The following is a 19,862-nucleotide window of genomic DNA, read 5'->3' as shown; positions in this document are numbered from 1 at the left end:
CTAACGAACATCGCGGCGGAGGTGTTGTGAGTGACACGTACGGCGAGTGCCTTTTGGCTCAACGGATCCGGGAACGGGGAGGTTCGGCGGGTCGCGCTGGCCGAACCGGGTCCGGGTGAGGTCGAGGTGCGCACGCTGTTCTCGGGGGTCAGCCGCGGCACGGAGACGCTCGTCTTCCGCGGTGGCGTGCCGGAGAACCAGTACTCGGTGATGAGGGCTCCCTTCCAGGAGGGCGACTTCCCGTGGCCGGTGAAGTACGGGTACCTCAACGTGGGCGTCGTCGAACACGGACCCGAACGGCTGCGCGGGCGCACGGTGTTCTGCCTCTACCCGCACCAGACCCGTTACGTGGTGCCCGAATCGGCGGTCACGCCCGTTCCGGACGGCGTTCCCGCTGCTCGGGCGGTGCTCGCGGGCACCGTGGAGACCGCGGTCAACGCCGTGTGGGACGCGCGTCCGCTGGTCGGCGACCGGATCGCGGTGGTCGGTGGTGGCATGGTCGGGTCGAGCATCGCCGCGGTGCTCGCGACGTTCCCCGGCGCGCGGGTCGAGCTCGTGGACGCCGATCCCGCCCGTGAGTCGACCGCCCGTGCCCTCGGTGTCGGCTTCGCCCTGCCGGACGACGCCCTCGACGGCTGCGACCTCGTCTTCCACGCCAGCGCGACCGAAGCCGGTCTCACCACGGCGCTGAACCTGCTCGCTCCCGAGGGCCGCGTCGTCGAGCTGAGCTGGTACGGCGACAGGAAGATCTCCGTGCCGCTGGGCGAGTTCTTCCACTCGCGCCGGCTCACGATCCGCAGCAGCCAGGTCGGCGCGGTCGGCCGCCCGGACCGCACCTACGCCGAACGCATGGCCGTCGCGCTGGACCTGCTGGCCGACGACAGGTTCGACGCGCTGATCACGGGACACAGCGCGTTCGAGGAGTTGCCGGACGTGATGCCGGGACTGGCCGACGGTGCGATTCCGGCGCTGTGCCACCGGATTGACTACGGTCGGGGCCATGTTCCCGAGTGACACCACGGTCGACGTCCGCGACCAGCGCGTGGCCGTGCTCCCGGTCGGCAGCACCGAGCAGCACGGCCCGCACCTGCCGCTGGCCACGGACTCGGTGATCGCGTGGACGATCGCGTCGGCGATCGCCGCGCGGTACCCGGTCCGGCTGCTGCCGCCGCTGCAGTTCTCGTGCTCGCAGGAGCACGCCGACTGGGCCGGCACCGTCAGCATCACCGCGCGCACGCTGATCTCAGTGGTCGAGGACATCGCGGACTCCCTGCGGCGCACCGGTGTCACGAACCTGGTCCTGGTCAACGGCCACGGCGGCAACTACGTGCTGTCGAACGTCGTGCAGGAGGGCGAGGGGCTCGCGCTCTTCCCGGGCCGCGACGACTGGGCGTTCGCGCGGGAGAAGGCCGGCATCGAGACCTCGGCGTACAGCGACATGCACGCGGGCGAGCTGGAGACCTCGATCCTGCTGCACGCCCACCCCGATCTGATCCGTCCCGGCTACGACAGCGCCGACCACCTGGCGGAGGACCGGCGGCACATGCTGACCCTGGGTCTGGCGCCGTACACCGGGTCCGGCGTCATCGGTCGCCCCTCGCTCGCGTCAGCGCGCAAGGGCGAGCTCCTGCTCGCGGGTCTGACCGAGTCGTTCGGCCACTACGCCGCCCTTTTCGGTCTTGGCGCGGCGTGAGAGGAAGAGCACGACCGCGCCGGGCAGGGCCGCGATGAGCGCGAGCACGCCGTAGACGATGCCCGTGGTGAAGCCGTGCTGGGCGCCCAGACCGGCGGCGCCGAACGCCACCGCCAGGAACGCCTCGCGCGGGCCGAACCCGCCGATGTTCACCGGGATCGCCATGATCAGCAGTGCCAGCACGACGACCGGCGCGAGCTGGGTGGTCGTGGCGTCCGACCCGGCGGCGCGGGCGGCCACCAGGAACAGCGCGACGTAGCCCGCGACCGCGGCGGCCGAGAGCGCGACGACCGCGGGCCAGATCTTCAGCGAGAGCAGCCGGATGCCGTCCGCCAGGGTGGTGACGAGCGCCCTGCGCACGGGCTTGACCCGCCACCCGGCGACCACGGCCACGACCAGGCCCGCGAGGACGAGTGCCGCGGTGGTGGGGTCCGGAGCGGGGCCGAGGCCGGGCGCGGGGTGCGTGAGCAGCACCGCGAGCCCGATCCCGATGAGCACCATCTGGCCGGCGAAGCGTTCGAAGAACACGGCGCGCACGCCCCGTCCGATGTCGCCCGACTCCCGGCCGTGGTTGACCGCGCGGTGCACGTCGCCGAGCACGCCCGCGGGCAGCACGGCGTTGACGAGCTGGGCGCGGTAGTAGTCGCCGACCGCGGTGCGCAGGGTCAGCGGCAGGCCGAGGCGGCGCGCGACGAGGACCCAGCGACCCGCGCTGAGCACCGTCGTCACGAACCCGATCGCCAGGGCGGCGGCGACGGAGAACGCGTCGATCGCGCGCAGTCCGTCGACGAACGCCCCGGTGCCCAGGCGCAGGCCCAGGGCGAGGAGGATCCCCGCCGCCAGCACCAGGCGCAGCCACGGCCAGAACTTCTTCATCACACAGCTCCCGGTAGTGCCAGCAGGTCGACGTGGTGGACCACCGCGGAGGCCGTCGACCTGCGGCGCAGGTACTCGGACGCCTCGGAGGCGAGTGCGGGTTCCTGCTCCACCGCCGCGCCGACCCAGCCCTTCAGCCACTCCGACCGCAGGGCGCCGGCGTGCAGGCGCCAGGGGCTCCGCGCCGTGCGGACCGAAGCGCCGAGAGCCGCGAACGCCTCTTCCGCGACGGCCGGGGCGTCCGGTCCGAGCAGACGACGCCCGTCCACGACGCGACGCTGGTGGGCGTTGAACGCGTCCTGGAAAGCGGCGTCGAGCGGCTCGGCCGGGTCGAGTTCGATCCGGCCTGCCACCGAGAGCGTGAACAGTGCGGGCACATGAGCTTCTACGCAGGCAGCGGCCAGAGCGTTCATCTCCTCGGCGGTGAGCAGGTCCAGCAGCGCGGAGCAGGTGACGAGGTCGGAGCCCTCGAGGTCGGCGGCCCGCAGAGACGTGAGGTCGCCCTCGCGCGTCTCGGCGGTGACGTTCTCCAAGGCGCTCATGCCGGCCTCCGCGAGGCCGAGCAGCCGTGGGTCGCGGTCGTGCAGCACCCAGTGCTGCACGCCGCCGAGCCGCCCGGCGAGCCACCGACCCATCGATCCCGTTCCACAACCGAGGTCACGGATCGTCAGGGGGTTTCGGTTCACCAGAGTTTCGCGGAGGGTCTCCACGAGCTCGGTCGAGCGCGCCTGGGCGTCGGCGCTTTCCCGCAGTGCCAGCCATTCCGGGGCGAAGGTCATGCCCGCAGAGTAGCCAGCACCCTCCGCAGGTCCTCTGTGGATTCGTCCCAAGTGGACAGGACGGCTCTTCTGGCGAGCGCCCTGGCCCGCAGCCCCGAGCGGAGTTCCTGATCTTGGAACCAGCGCGTCAGTGCAGCTTCCCACGCGTTTTCGTCCCCGGCGGGAACGAGCAGACCGCCGTCGCCGAGTGCGTCCGGGACAGCGCTCGCGATGACCGGCAGACCGTGCGCGAGCGCCTCGGTGACCACCATGCCGTAGGTCTCGGCGCGGGAGGCCAGCACGAACAGGTCGGCCTGGAGGTAAGCGCTGGTCAGCGCCTCGCCGGCGAGTGGTCCGGGGAAGCTGACGCGCTCGTCGGGCGGGAGTTCGCCCAGGAACGGCCGGTGCGGGCCGACGCAGGTCAGCCGCCAGTCGCGGTCGATCCTCCGCAACGCCCTGAGCAGCACGTCGTGGCCTTTGCGGGGTGTGATGGACGCGACGCAGAGCAGGTGGTGCACGCCGTCGGTACCCGTGGCGACCGGCGCCGGATCGGTGCCCGGCACGACGACGTGGACGTGCCCGAGCCCGTGCCTGGCCCGGATCTCGCGCGCGGCCGTGGGACTGGTCGCGATCACGGCGCTCGCGGCCCGCAGGACCTGGCCCTCCTTCTCGTCCAGGAGTGCGGCCGTCGCCGGGTCGAGCCCGGTCTCGTCGGCCAGCGGCAGGTGCACGAGGACGGCGAGCCGCAGCCGCCGGGCGTGCGGGACGACCACCTCGGGCAGACCGCAGCCCACCAGGCCGTCGAGGAGGACGACCTCTCCGTCCGGAATCCGCGCAAACGTTTGCTCCAGCGCGGTGGGGTCGGACGGACGCGGCCAGTCACCAGCGACGGTCAACAGCTCCATCCCCGCGCTCACGCGGAGGTCGTAGACGTTGCCGCCGCTGGGACCGGCCGGATCGCCGACGTCAGCCGGCAGGACGAAGCGCACGTTCATAGCTCGCCCACGCCACGTGCGACTCGTGGAGTGTGACGGCGATCGCATCGATCCCGTGAGCGCCCTCACCTAGAGCACCCTCGGAGATCTTCTCCGCGAGCTGGTCGGCGATGTGCTTCGCGAGCCACTCCGTGGACGTGTTGATGCCCGCGAACTGCGGTTCCTCGTCCAGGTTGCGGTAGTTGAACACGGCCAGGACCTTGCCCAGCTCCTGCGTCGCGAGTCCGATGTCGACGACGATGTTGTCGGAATCGAGTTCAGCGCGTTTGAACGTTGCGTCCACCAGGAACGTTGCTCCATGCAGACGTTGCGCTGGACCGAAGACCTCGCCGCGGAAACTGTGGGCGATCATCACGTGATCGCGAACGGTGATGCTGAACAGGATGACCTCCGCTGTGCGGTCGGGTTACGGTGCGACCTCCATCCGAGCGTAGCTGCACGTTCGGAAGGCGTTCTGTGACGAGGGGACCGAGATGTTCGAACAGGCCTTCAGCGAAGAGGACGTGGCCGAGTCCGACCTGGTGACACGACGTGGCACTTTCCGCGCGGTGGCGTTCCGATCGAACGGTCACGAGCACATGGCCCTCGTCTACGGGAAGACCAAGCTGCGCGAGAACGTGCTGGTGCGCATCCACTCCGAGTGCATGACCGGTGACATCTTCGCGGCCATGCGCTGCGAGTGCGGAGAACAGCTCGACGCCGCGTTGAACACCATCGTGCGTGAGGGCAGCGGAATCCTCGTGTACCTGCGCGGGCACGAGGGTCGCGGGATCGGTCTGGTGTCGAAGATCCGCACGCACGTGTTGCAGGACCAGGGACTGGACACGCTGGACTCGGCGACGTCGCTCGGCCTGCCGGTCGACGTCCGCGACTACTCCCCCGCGGCCCGCGTGCTGAAGCACCTGCGGGTGCAGTCGGTGCGGCTGATGTCCAACAACCCCGACAAGATCGCGGCGCTCGAGGAGAACGGCATCTCGGTGACCGCACGCGTGCCGTCGTTGATGAAGCCCAACGCCCACAACATCGCGTACCTGACGGCGAAGCGCGACCGGCTGGGCCACGACCTGCCCCAGGTCGAGGAGTTCACCCCGCTCCCGCACGCCCGCTGACCGTTGCTTTCCCAGCACGTGGAGCTCACACTGTCCGGGTGCTGGCACTGCGGGCGGGGCGTGCCTTCGACGGTGAGCGGACGCTCGCCGGCCCCGTCACGGTCATCACCGAGAACGGCACGATCAAGGCCGTCGAACAGGGCCACCCGGACGTCGCGGGTGCCGAGGTCGTCGACCTCGGCACCGCCACCGTCCTACCGGGACTGATCGACACCCACGTGCACCTGTGCGCGGACAGCGAGAACGGCGCGCTGGACCGCCTGCCCGAGTTCACCGAGGACCACCTCGACGAGGTGGTCGAGGACGGTCTGCGCCGCCACCTCCTGGCCGGTGTCACGACAGTCCGCGACCTCGGCGACCGCCGGTGGTCCGTCGTGGAGCAGCGGTCGAGGCACCGGCAGCGCGTCCTCGCGTCCGGCCCGCCCATCACGAGCCCGCGCGGCCACTGCTGGTCGATGGGCGGTGAGGCGTCCGGCGACGAGGCGTTGCGCCGGGCCGTGCGCGAGCGGGCCGAGCGCGCGGCCGACGTCGTCAAGATCATGGCCAGCGGCGGGTTCGCCACCCCCGGCACGGCCGTCGACGACTGCCAGTTCACCGAGCACGAACTGCGCGTGGTCGTCGAGGAGGCCCACGGGCTCGGCCTCCCCGTGACCGCGCACGCCCACAGCCTCGCGGCGGTCCAGCGCGCCGTGGCCGCGGGCGTCGACGGCGTCGAGCACTGCACGTGCCTGTCCCGCGGGGCGGTGGTGCTCCCCGCGGAACTGCTGGACGCGCTGGCGGAAGCCGACATCGCCGTCTGCCACACCCTGGGCTCCACGCTCGAACCGCCCCCGCACGTCAAGGAGGCGTTCGAGCGCATGGGGATGAGCCTCGCCGCCAAGCTCAACGCCGTCGGCCGCATGTACGACCACGGCGTTCGTGCCGTGTCCGGGACCGACGGCGGCATCGGTGCCGGCAAGGGGCACGGGATCACCGCCCACGCGCTGGGCGACATGATCGACGCGGGCCTGCCGAACCGCGCCGTGCTGGCGAGCGCGACCAGTCAGGCCGCCAGGGCGTGCGGGGTGGGCAAGGGGATGCTGAGAGCCGGCTGGGACGCCGACGTCATCGCCGTGCCAGGAGATCCCCTGCGGGACATCACGGCGCTGCACCACGTGACGACCGTGGTGATCGGCGGTCAGGTCGTGACGACGACCTTGCCGAGCGCCCGCCGCGAGTAGACGTGCTCGATCGCGTCGAGTCCTTCGGAGAGCGGGAACTCGCGCTCCACCGGGGCCTTCAGGCTGCCCGCCTCGACCAGCACGCGCAGTTCCTCGAAGACGTCGGCGCGTTCGGCCGACATGAGGGGGACGAGCTTCTGCGGCACGAACAGGTTCAGCACGACCGCGGCCAGTGACCGCTCGAACCCGCCCGTGACCGCGCCACCGGTCTCGGAACCGACGAGCACCAGCGTGCCTCGCGGCGTGAGCATCTTGCGCGTCTTAGACAACGGCCTGTTGCCACCGCAGTCGAGGATGAGGTCGTAGGTGCCGGTGAAGTCCGCGACCGTGTAGTCGACGACCTCGTCCGCACCCAACGAGCGCACCAGCCCTACCTTGCGCGTGCTGCACACACCGGTGACGTGCGCACCGAGCGCCTTCGCGATCTGCACCGCGTACGACCCGACGCCACCGCCGGCGCCGAGCACGGCGATCCGTTGTCCCGCCCGCACTCCCCGCAACCCCTGCAGCGCCGTCCCACCCGAGATCGGCAGGGCGGCCGCCTCCGCGAACGACGTCCCGGCGGGCTTGCGCGCCAGCCGGGAGACGGGGGCGACCGCGTACTCGGCGAACGACCCCTCGCACGTGCCGAACACCTCGTCGCCGACCGCGAACTCCGTGACACCGGGCCCGAGCCGTGTCACGACACCGGACACGTCCCGTCCCGGCACGGGCGACTTCGGCCCGCGAACCCCGAACCCGATGTAGCGCACCAGGTACGGCTTGCCGGTGAGGAGGTGCCAGGTGCCCATGTCAACACCCGCCGCCCGCACCTCCAGCAGAACCTCACCCCGTCCGGGCACGGGCACGTCCAGCTCACCGAACACCGCCGATCCGTATCTTCGTTGCACGACAGCCTTCACAGCTCACTCCTCCGGGTACTGGAACACTTCTTCGAGCGACACCCCGAACACTCGGGCGATCTTGAACGCCACCTCCAGCGAGGGCGAGTACCTGCCCTGCTCGATGGCGATCAGCGTCTGCCGCGTGACACCGATGGCCGAGGCGAGGTCGGCCTGCTTCATCTCGCCGTGCGCGAACCGCAGGGCGCGGATGGAGTTCGTGACTTTCGTGGGCTTCACAGCGTTCCCCGCCGGTAGAGCGCGATCTTCGCGGCCGAGCCGAGCACCGCGGACAGCACGAAGCAGAGGTACAGCACGTTCGCGATCCAGAAGTGCGACGCCTCGAGCACCGCCAGCACCATCGCGGCCATACCGCCGATGACGACGAACGACTGCCCGACGTGGTCACCGAGCCGGCCGATCTCCCTGTCCCGTTCGTCGATCTGCAGCCCGTCGTTGCGCGCCGCGACGCCGAACCAGATGCCCGACACGATGCCGGCGACGATCCCGAGCCCCGTGGTCCACAGCAGGACGTCCGCGTACGACACGTCGACCAGCGACCGGCCCGCGGCACGACTCAGGACAACCACCGCGTACACGGCGTACCCGACCATGGCGATGACCGCCAGGGCCCACGCCCGCTTCTCCTCGAACGCCACGGTCCCGCTCCTGATGTCAAAGAAACCTGACACGCCCAAGGTAAAACGAAGCCGACATCGTGTCAAACATCTTTTACATATCCGGCAACCTGGTCGACGCGTCCGTCTGGCGGTCGACCGCCTCCGATCGCCCCAATAGCGTGCGGCGCATGCTCCGTCCGATCCTCGTCGCGTGCGCGCTCGCCCTGACGGCGTGCGGCCACGCCGTGACGGCGGAACCTCCCGTCGCGGCCCACACCCCGGCCGCGGCACCTCTCGTGGCCGCGCCGGAGGCCTGCCCGCTGCCCGACAGCGGGTTCCAGTGCGAGTTCCAGAGGCGCCTCGAGGCCGCCGAGGACTACGCCGAGACCAGGCCGGGCACCGTGGGTTTCGTGCTGCGCGACCGCACGACCGGCGCGATCTGGCGCAACGGCCACGCGAACGACCTGACGTGGACCGCGTCGACCATCAAGCTCGCCATGGTCGTGAACCTGCTGGAACGCCACCGCAGCGGCAAGATCGAGCTGAGCGGAGACGACCGCACGCTCATGAGCGCGATGCTGCACACGTCCGACGACGACGCAGCGGACACGCTCTGGAAGCGCTACGGCGGCACGACGTTCAACACCGCGTTCGCCCGGTACGGCATGACCGGCCTGGTGGCACAAAAGGGGTACTCCACCGCGTTCCCCTACTGGGGCTTCGAGAAGTGCACGGCGAACGACCTCGACCGCCTGATCAACTACGTCCTCGACGCCGTGCCGGCCGAGGACCGCGCCTACGTCGTCGAGCAGATGCGCGAGGTCGGCCCGCCGCAGCAGTGGGGCGTCTGGGGCCCGGACTCCGGTGCGAAGAACGGCTGGTCGGAGGAGGACGGCGGCTGGGTGGTGAACTCCGTCGGCTTCGTCGGTCAGGACGAGCGCTACACCCTCGCCATCATGAACGACCTCAAGGGCGAAGGCGCCTACGACGAGGGCCGCGCCACCGACACCGAGATCACGCGCATCCTGTTCCGCTAGCCCGTCACCTGCGAGGAACGCCGCCCCGTCGCCGACGAGCACGTCGGCGTGGCGGCGCGGCCCTCAGCCTCCGACCGGCTCCTCAGCCGACCCCTCGTCGTCGCCGGCGGGCTGCTCGAACCCGGCCCCGCTCATCGCGCGAGGTCGGGCACCTGGGCCACCAGCTCTTCCGGCGCCGTCAGCCGCCACGCCTCGAAGACCAGCTCGCCGAGCTCGTCGGCGTCGACGCCCTCCAGGTGCGCCACGACCCAGCCGAAGCCGCCGGAGGTGAACTGCACCTCGAACACGTCGGGGCGTTCCGCCACGAGCGCCAGCTGCTCCGACAGCGTCTGCTTGAGACCCACGGTCTGCGTGCGCGGCCAGTAGTAGCCGAACACCTTGCCCCGCACGCGGAACATGTCGTACTGCTGACCGGACGAGCGCTGCGCCTCGGCGAGCCCGTCCACGATCGTGAACAGCTGCTTGTTCGATGTCGCCACTGCCGACCCCCAAAGCCGAAGGCGGAAAGTATAAATCCGGGGTTTTCAGGACGCGGTGAGCCTCCTCAGGTGGCCGGCGACGAGAGCGGCATGGGACAGCGGCGTGCTCACGTCCTCGACGTCACCGTTGGTGGTGTAGTCGAGCAGCACGACGTCGGAGGACCGGGCCAACTCGTGCAACTGCTCGACCTCGGCTCGCAACCGGTGGTCGAGGACCCAGCGGTACGCCGGCAGGTAGATCTCGCGGCGGGCCGTGCGGTAGTCGAGCAGGTGCTCCCCCGCCAGGCCCGCGCGGTGGCCGCGGACCTGACCGAAGCGGCGGACCGTCCGCTTCAGGCCTTTCATGGACCTCACCGCGAGCTTGGCGGGATCGACGCCGGCCGACTCGAAGACCTTGAGCGCCTGCCACAAGCCCTCGACGGATTCGCTCGTGACGCCCGGCGACAACGGCACCGGAATCCCGCCGTGCGGGTAGAACGGGCTGAAGCGCACCCACGGCTCGGGACCGCGGGAGGTCACGTCGACGACCACCGCGTCGGGGCGCTTCACCTTGCGGCGCTTGCTCACGACTTCGATCGGCACGGGTCGAGCATGGCAGGGAGGTCTGACAATTCCGGTGGGTCAGCGCACCGGCTGGGCCGTTGCCGCCGTGGGCGACGTGGCACGGTTGCGTTGGGTCAGCACCACACACACGAGAACGACCGCGGCCGTGGCGAGTGCCGGCCAGCCAACGTGTTCACCGAGCACCACGGCCGACCACAGCAGCGTCAGAACCGGTTGCGCCAGCTGGATCTGCCCGATCTTGGCCACCCCTCCCGCGGCCAGGCCCGCGTACCAGGCGAAGAAGCCGAGGAACATCGAGATCAGCGACACGTACCCGAAGCTGAGCCAGACGACGCCGGTCGCGCGGGAGAAGTCCGCCGTCCACAGGGAGACCGGGACCGTCACCGGCAACGAGACCACCAGCGCCCAGCACACCGTCCTCGCCCCGCCGAGCTCGCGGGACAACGCGCCGCCCTCGGCGTAACCCAAGCCGCACAACACGACGGCGACCACCAGGTAGAGGTCGGCGACGCCGAACGAGCCGGAGAGACCGCCACCGGCGGCCACGAACGCCAGCACCGCGAGCAGACCGGCACCGCTGGAGAGCCAGAACGCGACGGGCGGGCGTTCCGAGGCGCGCAGGACCGCCCAGATCGCCGTCGACATCGGCAGCACGGCGATCACGACGGCGCCGTGGGCCGAGGTCTGGGTGGTGAGGGCGAGAGAGGTGAAGAGCGGGAAGCCGATCACGATGCCGAGCGCGACGACGACGAGCCGCCGCACCTGTGCCACCGTCGGGCGGGGCGCGCGCGACAACGCGAGGTAGCCGATCGCCAGGACACCGGCGACGAACGCGCGTCCGAACGCGACGAACCACGGGTCGAGTCCTGCCACCGCCAGGCGGGTCGCGGGCAGGGAGAAGCTGAACCCCAGCACGCCCAGCGCACCGAGTGTTACCCCCGCTGGCACGATAACGTTACTCTTGACTCTCATGAATGAGGATAACGCAGCCATCCGCGTTATCGAGGACCTCAGGGCGGCCGCCCTCGCCGGTAGCGCCGGAGACCGCATGCCCTCGGTGCGTGACCTGATGGCACGGCACCGCGCGTCGCCTGCGACGGTCCAGCAGGCGATCCAGCGCGTGGCGGCGGAAGGCCTCGTCGAGGTGCGGCCGGGCCGGGGCAGCTTCGTCGCCCCGCGGACGGGTGCGAGCAGTCACGACCTGTCGTGGCAGGCCGTCGCGCTCGGCGAGGGCAGGCCCGGCGAGGACCTGGTGGCGAACCTCGTCGCGGTGCCGAAACCCGAGGCGATCCCGCTGACCAGCGGTTACCTCGACCCCGACCTGCAGCCCACCGACGCGCTCGGTGCCGCGCTCAGCCGGGCCGCCCGCAGGCCCGCGTCGTGGGGACGCGTGCCGGTCGAGGGCAGGGAGGAGCTGCGCGCGTGGTTCGCGAAGGAGGCGGGCGGCGAGCTGCGGGCCGGTGACATCACGGTCTGCGCGGGCGCGCAGGAGGCACTGGCGACGGTGTTCCGCGGGCTCGGCAGCCGGGGCGACACCGTGCTCGTCGAGTCCCCCACCTACCTCGGCGCCATCGCCGCCGCACGCGACGCCGGGCTGGGGGTCGTGCCCGTCCCCGCCGACCACGACGGCGTGCGGCCGGACCTGCTGCGGGCCGCGTTCGACCGGACCGGCGCGAAGGTCTTCTACTGCCAGCCGTTGCACGCGAACCCGCACGGCGCGGTGCTGTCGGACGAGCGGCGCACCGAGGTCATGCGGACCGTCCGCGAGGTCGGCGCGTTCCTCGTCGAGGACGACTGGGCACGCGGCTTCACGATCGACGGCACCGCGCCGCCAACGCTGGCCTCGCAGGACACCGACGGCCACGTCGTCTACGTCCGCTCGCTCACCAAGGTCGCCGCGCCCGGACTCCGCGTCGCGGCGATCGGGGCGCGCGGGCCGGCGGGCACACGCCTGAAGAACACCCGTTCCCGGCAGGACCTGTACGTCGCGGGGCCCCTGCAGGAGGCGGCGATCGACTTCGTGACCTCCCCCGCCTGGCGGCGGCACCTGCGCACGCTCCAGCAGTCCTTGAGGTCCCGCCGCGACGCTCTGGCCCGCGCGGTCGGCGAGCACCTGCCGGAGCTGCGGATCGCGAAGTCGTCGGGCGGCCTGCACCTGTGGGCGGCGTTGCCCGACGGCGTCGACGACCTGGAGCTGACGACGGCCGCGGCGGCGCGGGACGTCGTGGTCTTCCCGGGACGGCCGTGGTTCGCCGCTGAACCGCCCGGGAGCTTTCTCCGTTTGACCTACGGGGGCGCACCCGAGCACGTGCTCGCCGAGGGTGTGCGTCGGCTGGCGGAAGCCGTGTCGGCCGTGCGGCGGTGACCGCGCCGGTAGAATTGCACCGTTCATTAACTTGACTCAATCCAGAAAAGACGGCAGGGTGGTGTCCGTGCCCACGGCTTCCGATTTCGAGCGCATGTTGCGTGGAGCGTCGCTCCGGGTGACGGCTCCGCGGATGGCAGTGCTGTCCGCGGTGCACTCCCACCCGCACGCCGACACGGACTCGATCATCGGTGTCGTGCGTCAGAACCTCGGCGCTGTCTCCCACCAGGCCGTGTACGACGTGCTCCGTGCACTGACCGGAGCCGGCCTGCTGCGCAAGATCGAGCCCCAAGGCTCGGTCGCGCGCTACGAGGCCCGCGTCGGGGACAACCACCACCATGTCGTGTGCAGGTCCTGCGGTGCCATCGCCGACGTCGACTGCGCGATCGGCCACGCACCGTGCTTGGACGCGTCCGACGACCACGGGTTCGTCATCGACGAGGCCGAGGTCATCTACTGGGGCACCTGCCCTGAGTGCACGACCGCCGCGAAGAGTTCTTGAACACCCGGAAGGATTCCTGTGTCCGACAGCACTGACGCCAACGTGAGCGAGTCGAAGGGCGAGTGCCCGGTCGCCCACAACCGGCGCAGCCACCCCACCGAAGGCGGCGGCAACCGCGACTGGTGGCCCAAGCAGCTCAACCTCCGGATCCTCCGCAAGCACCCCGTCCAGGCCAACCCCTTCGGGGGCGACTTCGACTACGGCAAGGAGTTCCTGACCGTCGACCTCGACGAGCTGGCGCGCGACGTCGACGCCGTGCTGACCGAGTCGAAGGACTGGTGGCCCGCCGACTTCGGGAACTACGGCCCGTTCATGATCCGCATGGCGTGGCACAGCGCGGGCACCTACCGCACCCACGACGGCCGCGGTGGCGCCGGTGCGGGCATGCAGCGCTTCGCCCCGCTGAACAGCTGGCCGGACAACGGCAACCTCGACAAGGCCCGCCGTCTGCTGTGGCCGGTCAAGAAGAAGTGGGGCCGCAAGGTCTCCTGGGCCGACCTCATGATCTTCACGGGCAACCGCGCCCTGGAGACCATGGGACTCAAGACCTTCGGCTTCGCCGGCGGCCGCAACGACGTGTGGGAGCCGGACGAGGACGTCTACTGGGGCCCCGAGACCGAGTGGCTGGGCGGCGACACCCGCTACAGCGGTGAGCGCGAACTGGAAGCGCCGCTCGCGGCCGTCCAGATGGGTCTGATCTACGTCAACCCCGAGGGCCCGAACAGCAACCCGGACCCGGTGGCCTCCGCCCGCGACATCCGCGAGACGTTCGGCCGCATGGGCATGAACGACGAGGAGACCGTCGCCCTCATCGCCGGCGGCCACACCTTCGGCAAGGCGCACGGCGCGGGCGACCCGTCGCTCGTCGGCTCCGAGCCCGAGGGCTCGCTGATGGACGCGCAGGGCTTCGGCTGGATCAGCACGCACGGCACCGGCAAGGGCCGTGACGCGATCACCTCGGGCCTCGAGGTCACCTGGACCCAGAAGCCCACCGAGTGGACGAACCTGTTCTTCAAGAACCTGTTCGAGTTCGAGTGGGAGCTCACCAAGTCCCCGGCCGGCGCCCACCAGTGGAAGCCGAAGGGTGACGCGGGCGCCAACACCGTCCCGGACCCCGAGGACGGCACGCTCAACCGCCAGCCGATGATGCTGACGACGGACCTCGCGCTGCGCTTCGACCCGATCTACGAGCCGATCTCGCGCCGGTTCGCCGAGGACCACGAGGCCTTCGCCGAGGCGTTCTCCCGTGCGTGGTTCAAGCTGACCCACCGCGACATGGGCCCGATCCAGCGCTACCTCGGCCCGCTGGTGCCGCAGGAGGAGCTGATCTGGCAGGACCGCCTCCCGGTCCGCGACCACGAGCTGATCGACGCCTCGGACGTCGCGGCCCTGAAGGCCAAGATCCTCGAGACCGGCCTCTCGGTCTCCCAGCTGGTCAAGACGGCGTGGGCCTCGGCCTCGTCGTTCCGCCAGAGCGACAAGCGCGGCGGCGCCAACGGTGCCCGCATCCGCCTGGAGCCGCAGCGCAACTGGGAGGTCAACGAGCCGGACCAGCTCGCGCGGGTCCTGCCGATCCTCGAAGGCGTGCAGGAGGCCTTCAACAGCTCCGCGACCGGCGGCAAGAAGGTCTCGCTGGCCGACGTGATCGTCCTCGGCGGCGCCGCGGCGATCGAGCAGGCAGCCAAGGCCGCGGGCCACGACGTCGAGGTGCCGTTCCTCGCGGGCCGCACCGACGCCACCCAGGAGCAGACCGACGCCGAGTCGTTCGCCGTCCTGGAGCCCACCGTCGACGGCTTCCGCAACTACGGCAACAAGGCCACGCCGCTGCCGTCGGAGTACCTGCTGATCGACAGGGCCAACCTGCTCGGCCTCTCCGCGCCGGAGATGACCGTGCTGGTCGGCGGCCTGCGCGTGCTGGGCGCGAACCACGGCGGCTCGACCGCCGGCGTGCTCACCGCCAAGCCGGAGACGCTGACCAACGACTTCTTCGTCAACCTCCTCGACATGGAGACGGAGTGGAAGTCGGTCACCGAGGACCAGGAGAACTTCGAGGGCCGCGACCGCGCCACCGGAGCCGTCCGCTGGACCGCCACCCGCAACGACCTGGTGTTCGGCTCGAACTCCGAGCTGCGCGCCGTCGCCGAGGTCTACGCGAGTGACGACGCCTCGACGAAGTTCGTCCAGGACTTCGTGTCCGCGTGGAACAAGGTCATGAACGCGGACCGCTACGACGTCTGATCCCGTTCTGCCCCGGTACCCCAGGCCACTCCTCCGGCCTGGGGTACCGGCGTTTTCAGGGTGTGGCGGCTCGGGTGTGGCGGCTCAGGTGGTGAGGCGCGGGTCTGGCTGAGGGGCAAGGTGCGGTCGGCCGGGCGGCGGGACGTGTGGTTGCGCGGGCCACGGGCGGCGACCCGGGTGAGGCGCTCGAACGGTGAGGCGCAGGTCTGACTGGGAGACCATGTGTTGGGCCCGTCGGCGGCGGGACGTGTGATCGTGCAGGTGGTGGGCGCGGGCCTGGTTAAGCGCTCGAACGGTGAGGCGCGGGTCTGACCGAGAGGCAGGTACTGGCCGGCCGAACGCTGGAGCGCAGGGACTCGGGTCGTCGCGGCGCGAAACCGGCGGCGCTGCCCTCTCCGGTGACGCGCGACCTGAGGCTTGCGGCGCCGCCTGCACGGGAACGGCGGCCGTTGTCGGACAAGCAGCGGTAGACGGACAGCGGCGGCGGGCCCGAACTCGCGGGCCGATAGCGGTCCCAGATCGACCACGGAAGCAGGGTCCCGTTCGGACAGTAGAGCCGAAGCACCATCACAACAGGCAATGGCCCGCCTAACGGCGCACTCTTGAACCACCACGGCGCACCCTGCCCGCACGTCTCTGCCCGCACGTCCCTGCCCACATCTCCCTGCCCACATCTCCCTGCCCGCACCTCCCCTGCGCCGCGCCTCTCTGCCCGCACCTCCCCTGCGCCGCAACGTCATCGGCGGACGCGAGGCATCACCACCGTCTCCTCCGGATCGCCCGTGGAGCGCTGGCGCAGCCGCGTCACCACGAACAGCGCCACGGCAACCACCACGGCGGCGATGACGAGCTTCTGGAAGATGCCGGCGTACGACTCGACGCGGTGCCAGTTCTCGCCGAGCAGGTAGCCGGCGCTGACGAACACCGTGTTCCAGATCAGGCTGCCGGCGGTGGTCAGCACCAGGAACTTGGGGAAGTTCATGCGTTCCACGCCCGCGGGCAGCGAGATGAAGCTGCGGAACAGCGGCACCATGCGACCTAAGAACACCGCCTTGGTGCCGTGGCGGGTGAACCAGGCCTCCGTCCTGTCGAAGTCGGACACGCGCACCAGCGGGAGGCGCGAGACCAGGCGACGGGTCCGGTCGCGGCCGAGGAGCAGGCCCGCCAGGTAGACGACCACGGCGCCCAGCACCGAGCCCAGCGTGGTCCAGAACAGGGCCGCCGGGAAGCTGAACACGCCCTTGCTCGCGGAGAAGCCCGCCAGGGGCAGGACCAGTTCGCTCGGGATCGGCGGGAACAGGTTGTCGAGGCCCACGACCACGGCCGCGCCCACGCCTCCCAGCGACTCCATCAGCGAGACGGCCCACTCTGCCAGCATCGGATTCTCCCTGCGTTGCAACGGATTTGTCGTGGTCAACGCTAGGAAGCGGGTCGCTTGAGGACCATGAGGTCGACCGTCGGGATTCGTGTGGGAAGCCGCAGGGCAAGAGTGCGGTAAACCGCAATGCCGGGGCTCGGGTGGGTCAGTACCGTGATCCACGTGCACCAGGATGAGCAGCTCAGCGCGGGTTCGTTGGTGCGCGGCTGGTTCCGGGCGTTCTTCGGGGTGCTGCTGGGGATCGCGACCGCGCTGCCGGGCCTGCTGGTCGCGATGCTCGGGGTCGGCACGGTCAGGATGACCGAGTTCGAGCTCCGGCGGATCGAGCGGTGGAGCGGCGCGGCGCACGCCGACCCGCTGACGCCGCGGCGGTGCCAGCGTTACCTGGGCGTGCGGTGGATGGTAGGTGGCCTGGGCTTCGGCGTGGTGCTGATGCTGCTGCTCTACCTCACCACCGCGGCGTCGATGGTGACGGCGTGGCTCTTCGACGGCTCGTGGGGGCTGGTCAAGGACGGCGACGTCGTGAGCGGCGAGTTGATCGCGGTGGCGACGCTGCCGGGCACCCTGCTCATCTTCGTCACGCTGGCCGGCGTGACGGGTGTGGCGGTGCTCGACCGGTGGCTCGCGACGGCGATGCTCGGCCGCAGCCAGCAAACGATGCTGCGGCAACGGGTCGCGGAGCTGACCAGCACGCGGGCGGAGGTGATCGAGGCGATCGACGACGAGCGCAGGCGCATCGAGCGCGACCTGCACGACGGCGTCCAGCAGCGGCTCGTCGCGCTCGGCATGCTGATCGGCAGAGCGAGGCGGGCCAGGGGCGAGGAGCAGGTGCAGCAGTTGCTGGAGCAGGCGCACGACACCGCGGGCGAGGCCATCGACGAGCTGCGCGAGGTCGCGACCCGCGTGTACCCGGCCGTGCTCGACGACTCGGGGCTGGGCACGGCGCTCGAGGTGCTGGCGGAACGGTCGGGCGTGCGCGTCGAGATCCGCAACGAGCTGCGATCCTCACCGGGCGCCGCACTGGAGACGGTGATCTACTTCGTGGCGTCCGAGGCGGTCAACAACGCGGCCAAGCACGCCGGCGCCTCACTCGTGGAGATCTTCGTGCAGCAGGTGCCGGGCGGCATCACGGTCGTGGTGCGGGACGACGGCGTCGGTGGCGCCGACCCGTCCGGCACCGGGCTGTCCGGGCTCGCCAGGAGAGTCAAGGCGGTGGACGGGGTGTTCGAGGTGATCAGCCCGAGCGGCGGTCCCACCACGATCGGTGCGAGGGTGCCGTGCGGGTGATCCTGGCCGAAGACTCGACGCTGCTGCGCGAGGGCCTGGTCCGGCTGCTCGCCGAGGAGGGCCACGACGTCGTGGCAGCCGTCGGCACCGCGCCCGAGCTGCTCAAAGCCACCGAGGAGCACCGGCCGGACGTCGTGGTCACCGACGTCAGGATGCCGCCGGACCACAGGGACGACGGCATGCGGGCCGCGCTCGAGATCCGCGAGCGGTGGCCCGAGGTCAGCGTGCTGGTGCTCTCCCAGTACGTCGAGAACCGCTACGCCACCGAGCTGATCACCAGCACCGGCGGCAAGGTCGGCTACCTGCTCAAGGACCGGGTCGCCCAGGTCGACGAGTTCCTGGAGGCGCTCGAAAGGGTCGCGGCGGGCGGCGCGGCCTTCGACCCGGAGGTCGTACGGCGGCTGCTGACGAGGACGACGCACGTCGACCCGCTCGAAACGCTGACACCGCGGGAGAAGGACGTCCTGGAACTGATGGCGCAAGGCCTCACGAACGCCCGCATCTCCACCCAGCTGCACATCTCGCAGAGCGCCGCCGAGAAGCACATCAACGCGATCTTCGACAAGCTCGGCCTCTCCGGCTCGACCGGCGTGAGCCGCCGCGTGATGGCCGTCGTCCGCTACCTGGGCAGCTGATGGCCGGCCTCGCCGAACTGCTCAGCACACCGGGTGCCGAACTGGCGCGCGGCACGTTCAACGACGCCGTCGTGCTGGAAGGAGAATGGGTAGCCCGCTTCCCCCGCACCGACCTGGCCGACGCGAGACGCCGTGCGAAGGCACTCGCGAACATCGGAAGGCTGGCCCTGCCGTTCGCCGTGCCGCAGGTCCTCGAGAACAGGCTGGACCTGCCACTCGGCCAAGCCCACGTCGTCATCTCGTACCTGCCCGGCACCCGGTCGAGCACGGCGAGCGACGACGCGGTCCGCGAGGTGCTCGACGCTCTCGCCGGAGTCGAACCGGACGCCGAACTGGCCGGTCTGCTCGACGAACCGCTGCACCACGCGGGCGGCCTGCGAGCAGCCGAGACGATCGCCGAGCTCGTCTTCCCGCTGCTGACCGGCGACGAGCGGAGCCAGGCCGAGGAAGTGCTGCGGCGGTTCGCGGAGCTGCCGCCCGCGACAGGGTTCGTGCACGGCGACCTGGCACCGGTCAACCTGCGGTGGCACAAGGGGAAGATCAGCGGCATCCTCGACTGGGACTTCGCCTGCGCCGGCGACCCCGCGCTCGACGCGGCCGCGTTCGCGAGCTACGGCTGGCCGCTGGTCCGCCGGGTGCGGCCGGAGCTGTACGACCGAGCGCTCACGCACGCCGCGATGTTCCCGCTGACAGGCGCGGTGTCCGCGCTCCGGCAGGGCAGCGACCCGGCGAGCTTCCTCACCTGGTTCCGCCGCCGCTGCGCGGTCCGCGAACACCCGCCCACCAGCGGGAAGACCTAGCCCAGAGCACCGGGGACGAGAACCGCGGAGGCGACCGGCACCGCCAAGGCCGCCTGCGAGCTCCCAGCCGCGAAGATCAACGACAACACCTGTGCTCACCATCACAGGACCGAGGAAGTCGCCGATGAACTCCGAGGCGTTCGCCGAGGTGTCCAGGGCGTCGCCGACAGACTCGACGACCTCGCGCTCACCCGGGTTCGTCCTGCTCAGCCGTACCGGAGGCGCCCGGCACGGCAGGTCCGCCCCAGCGGTGCAAGCCTCACGGTCCAAGCCCCGCCGCCCGCGTTCCGGCCAGGAAGGCCGGGTAGCGCCACAGCGTCTCCCCCAGCGGCGCTGATCCGCCGGAATCGTGCGGTTGGGCAGCGGCGTCACGCTCCGCACGACCGCTCGCGGGACTCATCGCCGAGGTATGAACCGGCCCTGCG

At 70.8% G+C, this 19,862-nt stretch carries 22 protein-coding genes; 11 read left to right on the top strand and 11 right to left on the bottom strand.

From position 1 onward, the window contains the following. Nucleotides 1-30 precede the first annotated feature (30 nt). Together L6E10_RS23045 and L6E10_RS23040 are read left to right on the top strand one after the other, a co-directional pair. Nucleotides 31-1,014 carry a zinc-binding alcohol dehydrogenase gene (locus tag L6E10_RS23045; protein WP_236221608.1) on the top strand — a complete coding sequence of 328 codons (984 nt, stop codon included), beginning with the start codon at nt 31-33 and terminating at the stop codon, nt 1,012-1,014. Then, nucleotides 1,001-1,693: a creatininase family protein gene (locus tag L6E10_RS23040; protein ID WP_236221607.1), complete on the top strand. Its 693-nt coding sequence runs from the start codon at nt 1,001-1,003 to the stop codon at nt 1,691-1,693. The genes L6E10_RS23045 and L6E10_RS23040 overlap by 14 nt, the downstream gene beginning before the upstream one ends. Here L6E10_RS23040 and L6E10_RS23035 read toward each other — a convergent pair. From L6E10_RS23035 to L6E10_RS23020, 4 genes are read right to left on the bottom strand one after another with little or no spacing between them, the layout of a single operon-like run. Then, nucleotides 1,607-2,569 (bottom strand): lysylphosphatidylglycerol synthase transmembrane domain-containing protein, encoded by a 963-nt coding sequence (locus tag L6E10_RS23035; RefSeq protein WP_236221606.1) that lies wholly within the window; start codon nt 2,567-2,569, stop codon nt 1,607-1,609. The genes L6E10_RS23040 and L6E10_RS23035 overlap by 87 nt on opposite strands. Beyond that, nucleotides 2,569-3,348, bottom strand: coding sequence for a class I SAM-dependent methyltransferase (locus L6E10_RS23030; RefSeq protein WP_236221605.1), 780 nt, complete (start codon nt 3,346-3,348; stop codon nt 2,569-2,571). The genes L6E10_RS23035 and L6E10_RS23030 overlap by 1 nt, the downstream gene beginning before the upstream one ends. After that, complete coding sequence (locus L6E10_RS23025) at nt 3,345-4,322, bottom strand: glycosyltransferase family 4 protein (RefSeq protein WP_236221604.1); 978 nt, start codon at nt 4,320-4,322, stop codon at nt 3,345-3,347. Before L6E10_RS23025 ends, L6E10_RS23030 begins: the two co-directional genes overlap by 4 nt. Continuing rightward, on the bottom strand, nt 4,294-4,704 hold the full coding sequence (locus tag L6E10_RS23020) for a 6-carboxytetrahydropterin synthase (protein ID WP_236221744.1): 411 nt from the start codon (nt 4,702-4,704) through the stop codon (nt 4,294-4,296). The genes L6E10_RS23025 and L6E10_RS23020 overlap by 29 nt, the downstream gene beginning before the upstream one ends. 91 nt (nt 4,705-4,795) lie before the next feature. Between L6E10_RS23020 and ribA the strand changes: the two genes are divergently transcribed. Further along, nucleotides 4,796-5,431, top strand: coding sequence for a GTP cyclohydrolase II (gene ribA / locus L6E10_RS23015; protein WP_236221603.1), 636 nt, complete (start codon nt 4,796-4,798; stop codon nt 5,429-5,431). A gap of 38 nt (nt 5,432-5,469) precedes the next feature. Further along, nucleotides 5,470-6,651, top strand: a complete 1,182-nt coding sequence (locus L6E10_RS23010; protein WP_236221602.1) for an amidohydrolase family protein — start codon at nt 5,470-5,472, stop codon at nt 6,649-6,651. On the opposite strand, the gene L6E10_RS23005 is transcribed toward L6E10_RS23010, so the two are convergent. Genes L6E10_RS23005 through L6E10_RS22995 form a run of 3 tightly spaced genes read right to left on the bottom strand, consistent with a single transcriptional unit; the run spans nt 6,609 to nt 8,191 of the window. Further along, on the bottom strand, nt 6,609-7,553 hold the full coding sequence (locus L6E10_RS23005; RefSeq protein WP_236221601.1) for an NAD(P)-dependent alcohol dehydrogenase: 945 nt from the start codon (nt 7,551-7,553) through the stop codon (nt 6,609-6,611). The two genes, L6E10_RS23010 and L6E10_RS23005, sit on opposite strands and share 43 nt — an antisense overlap. A gap of 3 nt (nt 7,554-7,556) precedes the next feature. After that, nucleotides 7,557-7,772: a helix-turn-helix transcriptional regulator gene (locus L6E10_RS23000; RefSeq protein ID WP_308102855.1), complete on the bottom strand. Its 216-nt coding sequence runs from the start codon at nt 7,770-7,772 to the stop codon at nt 7,557-7,559. After that, nucleotides 7,769-8,191: a hypothetical protein gene (locus L6E10_RS22995; protein ID WP_236221600.1), complete on the bottom strand. Its 423-nt coding sequence runs from the start codon at nt 8,189-8,191 to the stop codon at nt 7,769-7,771. The genes L6E10_RS23000 and L6E10_RS22995 overlap by 4 nt, the downstream gene beginning before the upstream one ends. Before the next feature lie 149 nt (nt 8,192-8,340). Here L6E10_RS22995 and L6E10_RS22990 point away from each other — a divergent pair, with 149 nt between their 5' ends. Next, nucleotides 8,341-9,189, top strand: coding sequence for a serine hydrolase (locus L6E10_RS22990; protein ID WP_236221599.1), 849 nt, complete (start codon nt 8,341-8,343; stop codon nt 9,187-9,189). 131 nt (nt 9,190-9,320) lie between these two features. Here the strand turns inward: L6E10_RS22990 and L6E10_RS22985 are convergent, their stop codons facing one another. From L6E10_RS22985 to L6E10_RS22975, 3 genes are read right to left on the bottom strand one after another with little or no spacing between them, the layout of a single operon-like run. Next, nucleotides 9,321-9,668, bottom strand: a complete 348-nt coding sequence (locus L6E10_RS22985) for an MmcQ/YjbR family DNA-binding protein (protein WP_236221598.1) — start codon at nt 9,666-9,668, stop codon at nt 9,321-9,323. 45 nt (nt 9,669-9,713) lie between these two features. Then, complete coding sequence (locus tag L6E10_RS22980) at nt 9,714-10,250, bottom strand: hypothetical protein (RefSeq protein ID WP_236221597.1); 537 nt, start codon at nt 10,248-10,250, stop codon at nt 9,714-9,716. 39 nt (nt 10,251-10,289) lie between these two features. Further along, nucleotides 10,290-11,180, bottom strand: coding sequence for a DMT family transporter (locus tag L6E10_RS22975; RefSeq protein WP_236221596.1), 891 nt, complete (start codon nt 11,178-11,180; stop codon nt 10,290-10,292). A gap of 22 nt (nt 11,181-11,202) precedes the next feature. On the opposite strand from L6E10_RS22975, the gene L6E10_RS22970 reads away from it, so the two are divergent. The 3 genes from L6E10_RS22970 (at nt 11,203) to katG (ending at nt 15,337) form a co-directional block, all read left to right on the top strand. Continuing rightward, nucleotides 11,203-12,597: a PLP-dependent aminotransferase family protein gene (locus L6E10_RS22970; protein ID WP_236221595.1), complete on the top strand. Its 1,395-nt coding sequence runs from the start codon at nt 11,203-11,205 to the stop codon at nt 12,595-12,597. A gap of 67 nt (nt 12,598-12,664) precedes the next feature. Next, on the top strand, nt 12,665-13,099 hold the full coding sequence (locus L6E10_RS22965) for a Fur family transcriptional regulator (protein WP_236221594.1): 435 nt from the start codon (nt 12,665-12,667) through the stop codon (nt 13,097-13,099). 18 nt (nt 13,100-13,117) lie between these two features. After that, nucleotides 13,118-15,337 (top strand): catalase/peroxidase HPI, encoded by a 2,220-nt coding sequence (katG, locus tag L6E10_RS22960; RefSeq protein WP_236221593.1) that lies wholly within the window; start codon nt 13,118-13,120, stop codon nt 15,335-15,337. Nucleotides 15,338-16,073: 736 nt separating this feature from the next. Here katG and L6E10_RS22955 read toward each other — a convergent pair. Next, the gene (locus L6E10_RS22955; RefSeq protein ID WP_236221592.1) at nt 16,074-16,715 is read right to left on the bottom strand and encodes a DedA family protein; all 642 of its coding nucleotides are present in this window, start codon (nt 16,713-16,715) and stop codon (nt 16,074-16,076) included. A gap of 162 nt (nt 16,716-16,877) precedes the next feature. On the opposite strand from L6E10_RS22955, the gene L6E10_RS22950 reads away from it, so the two are divergent. The 3 genes from L6E10_RS22950 to L6E10_RS22940 are packed head-to-tail and all read left to right on the top strand — an operon-like array spanning nt 16,878 to nt 19,437. After that, the gene (locus L6E10_RS22950) at nt 16,878-18,002 is read left to right on the top strand and encodes a sensor histidine kinase (RefSeq protein ID WP_236221591.1); all 1,125 of its coding nucleotides are present in this window, start codon (nt 16,878-16,880) and stop codon (nt 18,000-18,002) included. Further along, the gene (locus L6E10_RS22945) at nt 17,993-18,637 is read left to right on the top strand and encodes a response regulator transcription factor (protein ID WP_236221590.1); all 645 of its coding nucleotides are present in this window, start codon (nt 17,993-17,995) and stop codon (nt 18,635-18,637) included. The genes L6E10_RS22950 and L6E10_RS22945 overlap by 10 nt, the downstream gene beginning before the upstream one ends. Next, entirely contained in the window at nt 18,637-19,437 is an 801-nt protein-coding gene (locus L6E10_RS22940) for a phosphotransferase family protein (protein ID WP_236221589.1), read from the top strand. Before L6E10_RS22945 ends, L6E10_RS22940 begins: the two co-directional genes overlap by 1 nt. Nucleotides 19,438-19,862 lie beyond the last annotated feature (425 nt).

The organism is Lentzea sp. CC55, from assembly GCF_021056325.1.
GTDB classification, from domain to species: Bacteria; Actinomycetota; Actinomycetes; order Mycobacteriales; family Pseudonocardiaceae; genus Lentzea; species Lentzea jiangxiensis.
Note: the sequence above shows the minus strand (reverse complement) of the source record. Positions and strands in the feature narration are given on the sequence as shown.